The organism is Dyella silvae (genome assembly GCF_026421305.1).
In the GTDB taxonomy this organism is placed as follows: Bacteria; Pseudomonadota; Gammaproteobacteria; order Xanthomonadales; family Rhodanobacteraceae; genus Dyella; species Dyella silvae.
In genome coordinates, this window is sequence record NZ_JAPJBQ010000001.1 from 459,207 (window position 1) to 472,875 (window position 13,669).

12 protein-coding genes are annotated in these 13,669 nt (G+C 62.8%); 2 read left to right on the forward strand and 10 right to left on the reverse strand.

Going from position 1 to position 13,669, the window contains the following annotated elements:
• Positions 1–3: 3 nt before the first annotated feature.
• On the reverse strand, positions 4–1,470 hold the full coding sequence (ccoN, locus tag OQE56_RS02165; RefSeq protein ID WP_267221077.1) for a cytochrome-c oxidase, cbb3-type subunit I: 1,467 nt from the start codon (positions 1,468–1,470) through the stop codon (positions 4–6).
• 244 nt (positions 1,471–1,714) lie between these two features.
• Between ccoN and fdxA the strand changes: the two genes are divergently transcribed.
• A complete protein-coding gene (fdxA, locus tag OQE56_RS02170; RefSeq protein WP_267221078.1) occupies positions 1,715–2,038 on the forward strand; it encodes a ferredoxin FdxA in 324 nt (107 codons plus the stop codon).
• Positions 2,039–2,044: 6 nt separating this feature from the next.
• On the opposite strand, the gene OQE56_RS02175 is transcribed toward fdxA, so the two are convergent.
• The 4 genes from OQE56_RS02175 to OQE56_RS02190 form a co-directional block, all read right to left on the reverse strand.
• On the reverse strand, positions 2,045–3,979 hold the full coding sequence (locus OQE56_RS02175) for an FTR1 family protein (RefSeq protein WP_323748547.1): 1,935 nt from the start codon (positions 3,977–3,979) through the stop codon (positions 2,045–2,047).
• 67 nt (positions 3,980–4,046) lie between these two features.
• On the reverse strand, positions 4,047–4,466 hold the full coding sequence (locus OQE56_RS02180; RefSeq protein ID WP_267221080.1) for a group III truncated hemoglobin: 420 nt from the start codon (positions 4,464–4,466) through the stop codon (positions 4,047–4,049).
• A 31-nt stretch (positions 4,467–4,497) separates the two neighbouring features.
• Positions 4,498–5,730, reverse strand: a complete 1,233-nt coding sequence (locus OQE56_RS02185; RefSeq protein WP_267221082.1) for an NnrS family protein — start codon at positions 5,728–5,730, stop codon at positions 4,498–4,500.
• A 133-nt stretch (positions 5,731–5,863) separates the two neighbouring features.
• The gene (locus OQE56_RS02190; RefSeq protein WP_267221085.1) at positions 5,864–7,606 is read right to left on the reverse strand and encodes an amidohydrolase; all 1,743 of its coding nucleotides are present in this window, start codon (positions 7,604–7,606) and stop codon (positions 5,864–5,866) included.
• A gap of 283 nt (positions 7,607–7,889) precedes the next feature.
• On the opposite strand from OQE56_RS02190, the gene OQE56_RS02195 reads away from it, so the two are divergent.
• Positions 7,890–9,134 carry an OprO/OprP family phosphate-selective porin gene (locus tag OQE56_RS02195; RefSeq protein WP_267221087.1) on the forward strand — a complete coding sequence of 415 codons (1,245 nt, stop codon included), beginning with the start codon at positions 7,890–7,892 and terminating at the stop codon, positions 9,132–9,134.
• A 20-nt stretch (positions 9,135–9,154) separates the two neighbouring features.
• On the opposite strand, the gene OQE56_RS02200 is transcribed toward OQE56_RS02195, so the two are convergent.
• From OQE56_RS02200 to OQE56_RS02220, 5 genes are read right to left on the reverse strand one after another with little or no spacing between them, the layout of a single operon-like run.
• The gene (locus tag OQE56_RS02200; protein WP_267221089.1) at positions 9,155–9,880 is read right to left on the reverse strand and encodes a DUF4386 domain-containing protein; all 726 of its coding nucleotides are present in this window, start codon (positions 9,878–9,880) and stop codon (positions 9,155–9,157) included.
• A 25-nt stretch (positions 9,881–9,905) separates the two neighbouring features.
• Positions 9,906–11,339: an amidohydrolase family protein gene (locus OQE56_RS02205; protein WP_267221090.1), complete on the reverse strand. Its 1,434-nt coding sequence runs from the start codon at positions 11,337–11,339 to the stop codon at positions 9,906–9,908.
• Between the two features lie 57 nt (positions 11,340–11,396).
• Positions 11,397–12,689, reverse strand: a complete 1,293-nt coding sequence (locus OQE56_RS02210) for an acetyl-CoA C-acyltransferase (RefSeq protein ID WP_267221092.1) — start codon at positions 12,687–12,689, stop codon at positions 11,397–11,399.
• A gap of 43 nt (positions 12,690–12,732) precedes the next feature.
• Entirely contained in the window at positions 12,733–13,212 is a 480-nt protein-coding gene (gene msrB / locus OQE56_RS02215) for a peptide-methionine (R)-S-oxide reductase MsrB (protein ID WP_267221094.1), read from the reverse strand.
• Between the two features lie 52 nt (positions 13,213–13,264).
• Positions 13,265–13,645: a TraR/DksA family transcriptional regulator gene (locus OQE56_RS02220; RefSeq protein ID WP_267221096.1), complete on the reverse strand. Its 381-nt coding sequence runs from the start codon at positions 13,643–13,645 to the stop codon at positions 13,265–13,267.
• Between the last annotated feature and the right edge of the window lie 24 nt (positions 13,646–13,669).

Genomic DNA, 13,669 nt, shown 5'->3' on the forward strand with positions numbered 1-13,669 from the left:
TCCTCAACCGGCTGCCGGCAGTGGGGCGGGCACCTGATGCGGTTCCGGCTCGGGAATCGGTACAGGAATCGGCTTGATCAAGCGGGCTCGCGCGTCAGCGGCCGTGTGCCACAGGTTCCAGGCCATCACCACCATGCCCGACAGCACCAGCACGCCGCCAAACCAGCGGATGAGATACATCGGCTTTATGGCGATCAGGCTGTCCAGGAACGAATAGGTCAGCGAACCGTCGGCGTTGGTGGCGCGCCACATCAGGCCCTCGGTGACGCCGGCCGTCCACATCGAGCCTACATAGAGCAGCAGGCCGCTGAGGTGCAGCCAGAAGTGCAGTTCCATGCCGGCGCGCGAATACATCGCCTCCTGGCCGAGCGCGCGCGGCGCCATGGCATAGAGCGAGCCGATGGTGATCATGGCCACCCAGCCGATGGAACCCGAATGCACGTGGGCAATGGTCCAGTCGGTGTAGTGCGACAACGAATTGACCGTCTTGATCGCCATCATCGAGCCTTCGAAGGTGGCGGCGGCATAGAACACCAGCGCGAGCACCATGAATTTGGCGGCCGGGTCGGTTTTAAGTTTTGACCAGGAACCATTGAAGGTCAGCAGGCCATTGGCCGCCGAGCCCCAGCTGGGCATCAGAAGGATCAACGAGAACGCCATGCCGACCGATTGCACCCAGTCGGGCAGGGCGGTGTACATCAGGTGGTGCGAGCCGGCCCACATGTAGACCGAAATCAGCGCCCAGAAATTGACGATGGAGAAGCGGTAGCTCCACAGCGGCTGCTGGGCCTGGCGCGGCACGAAGTAATACATCATGCCCAGGAAGCCCGCCGTGAGGAAAAACGCCACGGCATTGTGGCCATACCACCACTGCACCATGGCATCGACCACGCCGGAGTACACCGGGTACGACTTGGTGAGGCTGACGGGCAGCGCGATGTTGTTGACGATATGCAGCAGGCCTACGGCGATGATGAATGCGCCGTAGTACCAATTGGCGACGTAGATGTGCTTGATACGCCGGCGGGCCAGCGTGGCGAAGAACACGACGCCAAAGGACACCCAGACCACGGCGATCAGGATATCGACGAACCATTCCGGTTCCGCGTATTCCTTGCTCTGGGTGATACCCAGCGGCATGGTCGTCATGGCGAGCACGCATACCAGCTGCCAACCCCAGAAGGTCATCAGGGCCAGGTTGGGCAACGCCAGCCGGGTGTGGCCTGTGCGCTGCACCACGTAGTAGCAGGTGCCCATCAAGGCCGAGCCGCCGAAGGCGAAAATCACGCCGAAGGTGTGGTCAGGACGGATGCGGCTGAAGGTCAGCCAGGGAATGTCGAAGTTCAGGGCTGGCCACATCAACTCGGCAGCGGCGTAAACGCCTACCGACATGCCGATGATTCCCCACACGGCGGCGGCCAGCAGGAACAGTCGAACTACTCTGTCGTGGTAGTACTCAGTGTTCGGCATACGGAAACTACCCTCATTAATTGGCGGGATGTTGCCCTGCAGAAACGTCGCACTTCGATGACACAGATCATTTTTTCGCAGCGGCCCCCACACCACTCACGTGGTACGTTGCCGCAGGTTGGAGCCCCTCTGCCCATCATGCGACTTTTGCCTGCCTGTTGTCTTCAGTAATTTCTCTGACATGAATCAGGGAGATAGGCCCTGGTCACCGGTAGGCTGCGCGGTCAGGCCCGAGGGATAAGGCATGACCCACGTCGTCACCGAAAACTGCATCAACTGCAAGCACACCGATTGCGTCGAGGTGTGCCCTGTGGACTGCTTCCACGAGGGCCCCAATTTCCTCGTGATCGACCCCGATGAGTGCATCGACTGCACTCTGTGCGTCGACGAGTGCCCGGTAGACGCCATCTATGCCGAGGGCGACGTGCCGTCGGACCAGTCCCTGTTTATCAAGATCAACGCGGAGCTGGCCCGTCAGTGGCCCGTGATCACCGCCAAGAAACCGGCCATGCCGGATGCTGCCGCGTGGGACGGCAAGCCCGGCAAGCGCGACCTGTTGATCCGCTAAGGCCGCTCAGGCCGTACGTGCGCGCCAGCGGTTGAACGCGAATCCGGTGGCCAACATCACCGCTACCGCAAGCTGAGCGAGCAGCGATTGCCAGGTGGGGTAGATGCCCAACAGGTCGACGGACGGCACGGGAGCCACCGTTACCGAGGTCCAGCCGGCCTCCTGCAGCGCCGCCACGCCCTTGCCGGTCAGCACCACGGCAAGCACGGCAATCACCGCCGAGCTGATGGAGAAGAACAGGCCCAGCGGCAGGCGACGGCTGGTACGCAGCAGCGCCCAGGCGATCAGGCCCAGCAGCAGTGCGCCGGTGACGATGCCTGCGAGTAGCCATATCCCCTGGCCCTCATTCCACAGGGCTGCGTAAAACAGGATGGTCTCGAATACTTCGCGGTAGACGGAAATAAAGGTCAGGCCGAACACGAACCACGCCGAGCGGCGATCCAGTGCAGTGGTCATTTTCGCTTTGAGGTAGGCCTGCCAGCGGCCGCCGATGCTCTTCTGATGCATCCACAGCCCCACGCCAAGCAGTACGGCAGCGGCGAACAGCGAGGAAAGCCCTTCGGTCAGTTCCCGGCTCGCGCCGCTGATCGAGATGGCGTAGCGAGCGACGGCCCAGGTGATCCCGCCGGCGAGCAACGCGAGCAGCCAGCCGGCGTGCACATAGCGCGTGGCGTCATGCCGGTCGGCCTTGCGCAAAAAGGCGAGCAACGCCACAACCACCAGCAAGGCCTCTAACCCCTCGCGTACGAGGATGGTGAACGCGCCAAGAAAAATCGTCAGCGGGTTGCTCGCCGCTTCGGCTACTACTGCATCCGCCCTGACCAATAGCGCATCGATGGACGATGCACTCGATGCGACTTCATCAGCGCTGCCTTGTTTCGACAACAACGTGCGATAGGCGCCCATGCCTGTTTCGATAGTGGCGCGCAGCGCTGCATCATGCGCATTGAGCTGTGCTTCGACCGGCTCCACGCCGTCGAGATAGGCCGACAGCGCGAACTGGCGGGCTTCCTCGACGGAGCCGTTGCGGTAAGCGGTCACGCTCGCCGCCAGACGGGCACGCGCCAACGGAATACCCGCCAGCGCCTGATGTACGGCCTGCGGGTGGCTGCGCAGGTAGCCGACGATAAGTCTTGCCTGCTCCTGGCCCAGCGCGGGCGCCAGTTGCGTCACGCGGGCACGGGAAAGCTCATTGAGCGAGGTGATATCGCTGCGCGCGGAATCGTTGTGGTGCCATGCCTGTTCGCCTTGGCTGGGAGCGTCGGGATACGCCAGTGTGCCGACGTAGTAGGCCAGCGCCCAGCGGTCGTTATCGGAAAGCGCGGTGGCATAGCTCGCCATGGGCGTGCCTTCGACACCCTGTGTGATGACTTCATAGAGCGAGAGCGCACTGCGCTGGTCCGCACGTGTCTGGTCAGTGAAATCGATCGGACGGGGTGACAGGGTTTGCCCGACCGGGCCATCACCGCGGCCGCCCGTGCCATGGCACGCGGCGCACTGGGACTGGTACAGCGCGGCACCGTGGGCCAGATTCGGCGCATGGGAGGGCGCGGTGGGAACGGGATAGGCCTGCAGCAATGCATCGGCCAGCGCGTGCGCGTGTTGCGCCACATCGCCTTGCGAAGCCTTGGCATCGATCGATGCCACAAGCGTGTCTGCCTCATGCAACAGGCCCGATGATGCGGACGATGGCGGGAGGCTACGGATACGCTCGCGCGCATTGCGCGCAAATTCCTGCATTTCGGCGTATTCCGACGGGCTCACCACCGTGCCGTCGCGAACAGCGCCCGCGTAGTCAGTCGCGAGATAGTCGAGCATCTGCCATGTCTGCGAGACGGCGGCCGATGTATCCGGCGACTCTGCCGCGACTGTCAGACCAGTGCAGGCCAGCCACAGAACGAGCAGGCTGGCCATCCACTTACTAATGCGAGTCATTCTCATTAAATAAGTGTACTCCTGTTTCCGTGCTCACGTGCAACGGAAAGACACCGCATTGGTTGCTGCGGTATCAGGACACGATGTGCAGCGGCCCGATGACGCGCGACGGATGCTCCAGCGACAACCGCCCCATATTCATGCCCATGCTCAGGCTCTGGGCTATGCGCTCAGCCGTTCCGATAAACAGGTCGGCCGTGGGGGCTTCAAATATGTCGAGTGCGGTCTCGCGCCATAGCGCCAACCAGCGATGGAACAGCGCCTGAGGAAACGGCGGCAGCGCGCGATGCACGCCCATGGGATTGCCCTGATAACGCCGTGTACGCAGCACCAGCGACGACCAGAAGTCGCGCAGAAGGAGCTTGTGCGCGGGCCAGTCTTCAATCGCCGCGTTGAACACCGGGCCGAGCTGTTCGTCCGCTCGCACCTTGTCGTAGAAGCGATCGATCAGCGTGGCTATGCCTACCTCGTTGGCCTGCTGGAAAAGCGCCATGCGCAGGTCCTCCTTCCAAAATGTATTTGACTCAGCCGGGCTTGCCGTCGCGGCGCGGCGTCAGATAGATCCATGCCGATCGCAGCACCCACGGCAGCAGGGCGAGCAGCCAGAGCACCGCGGCTGCCACATAGCCGGGCCAGGGATGCGCGGTGGCGTCAGCAAGCACGCGAACCACGGCCGTCAGCTGGATCCCGATAAAGGCAAACCAAGGAATGATACCCATGGCCAGCGGCCTGCCCGAGTGACCATGTGTCACACGCGTCACCATGCCCACCAACATCGAGCTGAGGAAGCCAATGGTCAGGGCGTGCAGCGGTGCGCGAGCCCAGCCGCTGGTCCCGTGCAGCAACAGCGTCAGGCTGTCCGCTGCAAACAGGGTAAAGGCCAGCGGCAACCAGGCGAGTGCGATGTGCAGCACCGCCAGTAGCCCGGGGCGGCGAGCCTTCCAGGGTTGCCAGGCCAGCCATTGCCACCACAGCAGCGCGGCGAGCGGCAGATCGGCCAGCCACCGCCAGCGGTTGGCCGCACAGAGCTCCAACACCAGATGAGCAAGCGTGAACACCCACATGCCGACCAGTGACCAGGTGGGTCGCACGACGCGATACCCCGGCACCACATTGTTGGAGAAGAACGGCACCATGCGGTGTGCCACGGTGAAGTACACCGGTACCAGCAAGCCAAAGGTGCCGATGTCGATGGCAGCCCGCATCAGCATCGGCGGCGCGCCGCAGGCATACGCCAGTGCGAGTGCCAGACCAAGAGCACCAAAGGCTACGGAAGCAAACGCCGAGCGAGCCCAGATATCGCGGTAGTGGTGCTGGTGCAGCCGTAAACCCAGGGCCGCGGTAGCCAGCAGCCAGCCCGCGAGCATCGCCAGCAGGCCGAAAGGCAAGGTGCCGGGTGCTCCGCTCTGTGCAGCCAGCACCAACAAGCCACCACCCAAAATCAGAGCGAATACGGCGGCATAGGTACGGCGCGGCACGTCTGTCAGATTCATCCAGCGCGGAAAGACGGTGAGCAGAAAGCCGAACACGAATGGCGACAGCGTCGCGTACTGCATCAGAAAACCGTGCGCCCACGCGACCGGCATGGCTGTACGCGCAAATGGCAGCCCCTGCCATGCAGCGACCAGCGCCCACGTCCACCAGATCATGTTGCCAAGCAGGGCGAGGGCGCCCAGCAGGAACATCGGCCGGTGCGGTGCGGCCAACAGCATAGGCACAGGCGAGGTGGATCGCTGCGGCGAGGTGGCGGTGGGCATAGGGGATGATTGCGGGTGGGGTTAGCGGACAGAGTCTGGCAATCGCAACTGGGGAGATGCTATGACCTGAGTCAGATTAGGCCGGCGGGCCGGGTTCGCAGGCGCTTGCGGGTCGCCCGGTAATCGAGGCGAATCATGTGCCTGAGGCACGGCGGGGCACCGCCGCACCCGGCGCAGCTTTTTCGCATCGGCTACCGAAATTCACCGGTGACCAATCGGGCATGGGTGGCGGAGCTGCGAGATCGTGCGCGCGAAAGTCGCCATCGGCATAGACCACGCGTCCATCCACGACAGTCAACTCGGCAACGATCTGGCGTATCTGCTCGTCTGGCACTTCAAAGTAATCCTGCGAGAGCAGGGCGAAGTCGGCCAGCTGCCCGATATCGAGCTGCCCTTTGACCCCTTCCTCGCCGGAGAACCAGGCATTCGCGCGCGTGCATAAGGCGAGTGCCGCGCCGCGGTCTACGCAGTGGCTTGCCGGATAGAGTGCCAGCCCGCCTACCGTTCTGCCCGTCGTCAACCAGTGCAACAACGTCCACGGATCGTAGCTCGCCAGATAGGTGGCATCGGTGCCTGCGCCCACGCGGACACCCAGCTCCAGCATGCGCTTGAACGGCGGCGTGTGCGCAGCCGCATCCGCGCCGTAGCGTTCGACGAAATACTCGCCCTGAAAGGCCATGCGATGCTGCACGGCGATGCCGCCGCCGAGTTGGGCTATGCGCGCCATATTCTGGTCAGAGATGGTTTCGGCATGATCGAAAAACCAGGGCAGCCCCTGTAGCGGCGTGTCCCGGTCGATACGCTCGAACACATCCAGCGCGCGGCTGATGGTTTCGTCATAGGTCGCATGCATGCGCCACGGCCATTGGCGTTCGGCCAGCAAGCGAATCACCTGCTCGAGGTCGTACTCCATGCATGGCGGTATATCGGGGCGCGGCTGGCGGAAGTTGCCATGATCGATGGCCGAATGCACCAGTACTTCGCCGGCGCCCTGAAGACGATAGAACTCGTCGCCTTCGCCCTGTCGCCGGATCGACGTCCAGCGATTGAAATCGCGCAATTCTTCACCGGCCGTTGGCGCTGACAGGTGGCTGGCAAAGCGAACGGTCAACAAATGGTGCTGCTGAAGTTCTTCAATGACGCGGTAATCGTCGGGGTAACGCAAATGACTGCCTCCGGCGTCGATCACGCTGGTAACACCCAGCCGATTGAGCTCGCGCATGAAATGGCGCGTGGCATTGATTTGATATTCGTGGGGCAGCGTTGGGCCGTGCGCCAGCGCATCTTCCAGCAACGACGCGTCAGGCGCTGCCAGCAGCAGACCCGAAGGCGCCCCCGTGCTATCCCACTCGATATGCCCGCCGGGCGGGTCCGGCGTATCGCGCGTATAGCCACACGCGCGCAGCGCTGCCGCGTTGAGCAACGCGCGGTCACCCAGGTGCAGGATGAACACAGGCGTGGAAGGCGCCACCTGATTGAGCTCATCGAGCGTTGGCAGGCGGTGCTCCGCAAATTGGTGCTCGCTGAAACCGCCCGCCACCCGCACCCATTGCGGTGGGGGCGTGCGCGCCACTTGATCGGCAAGCAGGCGCATGGCATCCGCCAGCGATGGCACACCGTCCCAGCGCAGCTCCAGGTTGTAGCTGAGGCCGGCACGGATCAGGTGGATATGCGAATCGATAAGACCGGGAATGATCCGTCGCCGTCCTGCATCGATCACCTGCGTTGCCGGGCCTGCCAGGGACCGGATCTGGCCGTTGGTGCCCACGGCCGCAATGCGCCGGCCGTGCACGGCCATGGCCTGCGCTTCGGGACGATGCGACACGCCGGTGTGGATCTTCGCGTTGTAGACGATCAGCGTCGGATACTCGGTCATGGACATCGCCTCGATGCCAATCCCCTCAGCAGATCTCAGATGTAAGGCCTGACGCGTGGAGTTTTCGTGACAGAGTCCGCCCCGAGGCGTTGCTGACTGTCAAGCATTCGAAACATGTATCACGCCAGGGAAGGCATGTAGGGTGGCTCGGAGAACAAGGCGCGCGATTGGATGGCCAAACGTGGCCGCCCGGGTGCGCCGGGGCATGTGCATATGCACAAATGTCATTTCCTGACGCCCGACAGGTTGAACAGCATGCAATGACTCGTTGGGAGGCGAGCCCATGAACCGAAGACGACCACCTCAGGCCATGCCGAAGCAATTAGTACGCCGCGTAGTTTCATGGAGCCTGCTTTCGCTGGCCTGGCCGGTCGTCTGTTTGGCCGACAACTACGACTTCTACAGCAACTGGCCCACCCACATCACTGCATCGGATGGTACCGACGTCGGGTTGGCCGTGCTGTATCAGTACGACGTCAACCAGTTCTCGAACGATGGCGGCCGGTTCGAAGACGCGGCCACCAATCGCCGCAAATATCTAGGCTTGTATGTGCGCAAGCCGGGCCTGTACGACGCCATCGCGCAGTACGATTTCCAGGCCAACCAGTGGGCAGATGCCTTTGTGCGCTTCCGCAGCAGCGGCGTGATCGGTCAGGATCTCGGCAACTTCCGATTCGGCTATTCCAAGACGCCGGTGGGCTTTGAGGGCGTCACCAGCACCTCGGCCACCACCTTCATCGAATCAGCATTGCCGACCCAGGCTGTATGGGAAGGGCGGCGCGCCGGTATCGACTGGGCCTTTGTGCGTCCGCATTTCATTCTCAACATAGGCGACTATTTCTGGCGCAAGGATCTGGACGGCAATAATCCGGGGCGCACCTGGGCGGGCCGCGCGGCCTGGGTACCCATCAACAGGCCGGGGCAGGTCGTGCATCTCGGGGTATCCGCGTCGCGCGAAAAGCTGGACTGGGCAGACCACGGCAACGTGCCGCCTGCTGCGCGCCTGCGCGCCCGGCCCGAAGACGGGCTCTCGCCGATTCGCCTGGTGGATTCGGGGAACCTGCCGTACAGCAAAAGCGTGAACCGGCAAGGTTTCGAAGCGCTATGGATCGACGGCCCCTGGTCGGTGCAGGGTGAATATCTGCAGGCGCAGGTACAGCATTATCACGGCAAACCCGACTACAACGTGCAGGGCTTCTATGTGTTTACGACATGGACGCTGACCGGCGAAGCCCGTTACTACAGTGATGGCAACGTGGGTGATCGCCGCTACAACGGACGCGACCTGCAGACCATTCGTCCCGCACATGCCTGGGGTGCCGTGGAGCTGGCCCTGCGCTACAGCGAACTCGATCTCAATGATGGGGCGATTACCGGAGGCAAAGAGCACGACTGGACCGTCGGTGCCAACTGGTACCTCGGCGAACATCTGAAGTTTCAGACCAACTACGTATGGGCCTTCAGCGACCGGGGCCGTCTGCAAGTGAACCCGCATATCTTCGAAATGCGGGCACAGGTGTACTTCTGAGTTCGCCTGAGGTGAGCGCGCTAGGCCGTGGCGGCAGCCTGCCGCGGCCTGGCGCCCACGATGACCAGCCAGAGCACGAAGGCGACTTCGCCAAGCTGGCAGGGGAAGGCGATGGCGGATACGACGTCTTCATACTGGGGCAGCAGCAAGGTCGTGAAGCTCAGTGCGACGTAGGCGAAGCCGTTGATGGTGAGCCATACGGCAAGAAACCGTGGCAGAAAGCCCGAACGCCACACCAGGGCCGCAAGCGGCAGCAGCCACAAGCCCCAGAAGATTTCCGCGCACGCGATGGCCTGACCGTGCAAGCGTAAGAACAGCATGGCCAGCGCCGCGCGATGAGGCTCGTCGAAGGCAGAGAACACATCACCTCCTTTGACGAGCAGCAGCGCAGCGATGTCATTCAGCACGTTGAAGAAGTAGAGCGGCGTATCCATGAACCCCAGCGCCACCATCAGGATGGCGAGGGGTTTGCTCACGTCCCTGAAGAGACGGTAGAGCGCAAGCACCAGAAAGAGGCTGACGGTTCCCGTGACGAGGTCGCCCACGATGCCGAAGCGGAACAAGAGTTCATGCGCTTCGATGTTGCCCGTCGTAGCTGCAGCATTCCCGCTGACGAATAGCTTGCTGGGAATATAAACGAGGCGAAAGGGTGCAATGATCGTGAGAAGCAGATAGATGAATCCTGCGATCCGTGCATTTCGTTTGATGGCATTCATCGGCTCGTCTCTCAGGAGGTTCTGTTTCACGGTCTGCGCTGCAGGGCTGCCCTGTTCAATGCAAACCCACGGTGCCCCGCATCGAGTCGAAGATCTTTTGCGTGTCGTAACCGATACCGTTCTTGAACACGAGCGGCATGTGTTCGATGGCCTTGGTGTCTTTTGAGGGATCGCCTTCGATCACGGTCAGGTCGGCGCGCTTGCCGACCGTCAGCGTGCCCACGTCCTGATCGCGGCCCAGATACTTGGCGCCGTTGTAGGTCGCGATCTTCAGTGCCTGCTGGAAATTGAAGCCGGCTTCCACCAGTAGCTCGACTTCTCGCTTGGATGAGTAGCCGGGCACCACGCCGCCGTAGCCGGTAGGGTCTGTGCCGGCCAGTAACAGGCCGCCCGCATCGGCAAACTGTTTTTCTAGCTTCGCCAGCTTGAGATAAGTGTCGGCCGAATACCGTCCCTTGGTGTCCTGCACTTTGCTCCAGGCTTTTTCGTACTGGTCGCGTACTTCGGGAAGCATCAGATCCAGCGCACCCTGCGGTGCCTTGGGGCGGCCCGCGAGAAAGGTCTCAAACACGGTCAGCGTGGAGGTAAGCGCCACATGACGGTCCACCATCAGGCGGATCAACGCTTTGACTTCCGGCGACGAAGGGTCGAGCGCCGCCTGCGACTGGGCAACGTCGGCGCTGCGCGGACACTCGTCGGGATGTTTGTCCTTGACGAAGTCGGTGGCGACGAAGAAGCCATGTTCGAGATTGTCGATGCCCAGGTCCACGGCTTCGCGATACGTCACTGAGCACAGATGCGCGGTGACCTTGCTGCCACGCCGGTGCGCTACATCGATGACGCGCTGAAGTTCGGCGCGCGTGATCTGCATGTACGCCTTGTACGAAGTCACCCCTTCGTCGGCCCAGTAGTTGACGGTGCGCTCGGCATCGTCCGCATCCTTGAGCACGTGCACAGCAGGGATCGGCAGACCCGGACCGTTGAGGTACGGGCCAGTGATGTCCATGTCGGGGCCGATAGCGTCGCCGCGCGTGATGGCGTCGCGTACGTTGATGTCGGCGTAGGGCATCATCGAGCCAGCCGTGCGCATCGTGGTGGTGCCGCCGGCCAGATACAGACGGGGGAAGCTGAAGCTCATTTCGTTGTATTCGACGCCACCGGCCGGATAGAACATGTGCTCGTGCACCATCACGAAACCGGGCAGCAGCGTTTTGCCGTGGGCGTCGATGACCGTCGCGCCGTCAGGCACTTTCACCCGGCTGCTTTTCCCGAGCGCGGCGATGCGCCCCTTCTCGATGACCAGGGTCTGGTCCTTGGCTGGCTTGGCGCCGGTACCGTCAATGACGGTGGCGTGAGTGAAGGCAATCACGGGTTGGTCGTACGCGATGGCGTCTTTGCCATTCACCGGCTTGTTGTCGGTCGCCACGGCGGTTGCCGACGCCAGCAAGCCAACCAGGATCATCGCGCAAAGCGAACGCTGTCGTGCCATGGTGCTCCCCACCCCTGAAGATGGGGGCATCCTAGCAAACGATGACGGTCCCGCTGATCAGCCCGCCTCAAGCAGCGCCACTGTGCCCTGGCCGCCATCCGCACAGATGCTGACGATGGCGCGGGTTCCGGGTGCTCGCGTGGCCAGCTCCTTGATGGTCTGGCTGAGAATGCGCGCACCGGTCGCGCCGAACGGATGGCCGATGGCCAGGCTTCCGCCGTTGGGGTTCATAAGGTCGCGCGGGAATGCCCCGAACTCCCGCTCAATACCGACTTTGCGCGTGAGGAAATCACGGCTTTGCAGCGCGGCAATGTGCGAAAGCACCTGTGCCGCAAAGGCCTCGTGGATCTCCCACAAACCAATGTCCTGATAGCTGAGCCCATGGCGCGCCAGCATGCGAGGAATCGCGTATGCGGGCGCCATCAGCAGGCCTTCCGTGCGGAAGTCTACGGCGGCGATTTCCCAGTCCACCAATTTCACTCGAGGCACCTGCGGTGCGAGCCGTTCCAATCCCTTCGGCGAGGCTACCCACACGCTCGCGGCACCATCCGTGAGCGGCGAGGAGTTGCCTGCGGTGAGCGTGCCCTGACCGCTGGTGCGATCAAAGCTCGGCGGCAGCTTGGCGAGTTTTTCGAGCGAGGTGTCTGCGCGCGGAATGCTGTCGCGGCGGAAGTCACCCACCGGTATCACCAGATCGTCGAAGAAGCCGTTGTTCCAGGCCGCGATGGCATGACGGTGGCTGTCGTAAGCGATCTGGTCCTGGTCTTCCCGGCGCAAGTGCCAGTCCTTGGCAGTGATCTCGGTATGCTCGCCCATGCTAAGTCCGGTCGTGCGATTGACGATGCCCGGAATGTAGAGGCCTATATCGCCAAGCTTGAGCGATAACGCGTGCGATACCTTCTGTCCAAGGGATCGCGCTTTCTGAAACTGGCGAATCCAGTCGGACAGACGTTGGCCCAGGCCAAGCTGGATGCGGCTGAGGCTGTCCACACCGCCCACCAGCGCCAGTTGCAGGCTGTCATCGTCCAGCATGCCGGCGGCTTCGAACACCGCGATCATGCTGGTGGAGCAGGCCATGACGGTGGAAAACGCTGGAATCGTGGCGGGCGCGCCGGCTTCCATCAGCACCTCCCGGGCAAGATTGCTCCAGGTGAGGTTGGGCACCACCGTGCCCCATACGGCGAAATCCGGTGTCTTGCCGTCGCGCAGGCTGGCGATCATGTGCCGTACCACGGGTACCGACATGGCGATGGCGTCGAAAGAGGCCAGTGCCCCATCCACTTTTGCAAACGGTGTGCGTACCCCGGCGGCGAGCCAGACCGGGTGCCGATAGCGCGACTGCAGGCTCATAGGTGCCTTCCTGGTGACGAGCGGTGGTTGAAAGCGGCGCTGTTCAGAATGACCAGACGGCACCTTCGGGCGCGCCTCGCTTCAGCTTGTCGGGCAGCGGGTCGGTCGCCGCCACGAATTCCAGCGAAACCGAATTAATGCAGTAGCGCTGGTGCGTAGGTGGCGGACCGTCATCGAACACATGGCCCTGATGGCTACCGCAGCGCGCGCAGCGGATTTCGGTGCGTACCATGCCGTAGCTGGAGTCGCGTACGTAGGCGAGATGGTTCTCGTTGAACGGTGCGGTAAAGCTGGGCCAGCCGGTGCGGCTGTCGAACTTGGTGCCCGCGAGAAACAATGGGAGGCCGCACATGCGGCAGCCGTACGCGCCGGCACGCTTCTCGGTAAGCAGTACACCGCAGAACGGCGCTTCCGTGCCGTGCTTGAGCAATACCTCGGCCTCGCTCGGCGTGAGCCGGGAGGCGAGCTCGTCCCATTGCTGTGGTGTAAGTGGTGACAGATCGAACGGGGTGGTCGCGCTCACGGCAACGCTCCTCGGCAAGTTCCCTGGAGGGCTGGGGCTTGCGGCGCCACGGTCAGTGGCTTCGCTCGCGGGCCTTTTCCTCGTCGATCGTCAGAATGGCCTCGGGGGTGGCCTCAAGGCGCGCCTTGGGAATGGGCTTGCCACTGACATCGGAGAAGCCGTAGGTGCCGTCATCGATCTTTTGCAGGGCGCGCTCGATGTCGTTGACGCGCTGCTCGTCCACGTCGTGTTGCGCCTGGCGCACCTCTTCCTGCTCAAGGTCCTGCGCGGTGTCCTCGAACTCTTCGGCTTCGTCGCCGATCTGTTCCGTATAGGATCGCAAACGCGCGTTCTCGGTCAGCTCGCTGCCCAGCACTTGCCGGCGCAGGTGCTCAAGCCGTTCGCGTTGATGCGCAATGAACTCGGGACTCAATGGGGCCTGGTCGGCGGACATGGTACGTCTCCATCGGACAAGGTG

Coding starts and splice junctions, on each gene's coding strand:
- ccoN (WP_267221077.1), bottom strand. CDS start 1,470: ATGCCGAACACTGAGTACTACCACGACAGAGTAGTTCGACTGTTCCTG.
- fdxA (WP_267221078.1), top strand. CDS start 1,715: ATGACCCACGTCGTCACCGAAAACTGCATCAACTGCAAGCACACCGAT.
- OQE56_RS02175 (WP_323748547.1), bottom strand. CDS start 3,979: ATGAGAATGACTCGCATTAGTAAGTGGATGGCCAGCCTGCTCGTTCTG.
- OQE56_RS02180 (WP_267221080.1), bottom strand. CDS start 4,466: ATGGCGCTTTTCCAGCAGGCCAACGAGGTAGGCATAGCCACGCTGATC.
- OQE56_RS02185 (WP_267221082.1), bottom strand. CDS start 5,730: ATGCCCACCGCCACCTCGCCGCAGCGATCCACCTCGCCTGTGCCTATG.
- OQE56_RS02190 (WP_267221085.1), bottom strand. CDS start 7,606: ATGACCGAGTATCCGACGCTGATCGTCTACAACGCGAAGATCCACACC.
- OQE56_RS02195 (WP_267221087.1), top strand. CDS start 7,890: ATGAACCGAAGACGACCACCTCAGGCCATGCCGAAGCAATTAGTACGC.
- OQE56_RS02205 (WP_267221090.1), bottom strand. CDS start 11,339: ATGGCACGACAGCGTTCGCTTTGCGCGATGATCCTGGTTGGCTTGCTG.
- OQE56_RS02210 (WP_267221092.1), bottom strand. CDS start 12,689: ATGAGCCTGCAGTCGCGCTATCGGCACCCGGTCTGGCTCGCCGCCGGG.
- OQE56_RS02220 (WP_267221096.1), bottom strand. CDS start 13,645: ATGTCCGCCGACCAGGCCCCATTGAGTCCCGAGTTCATTGCGCATCAA.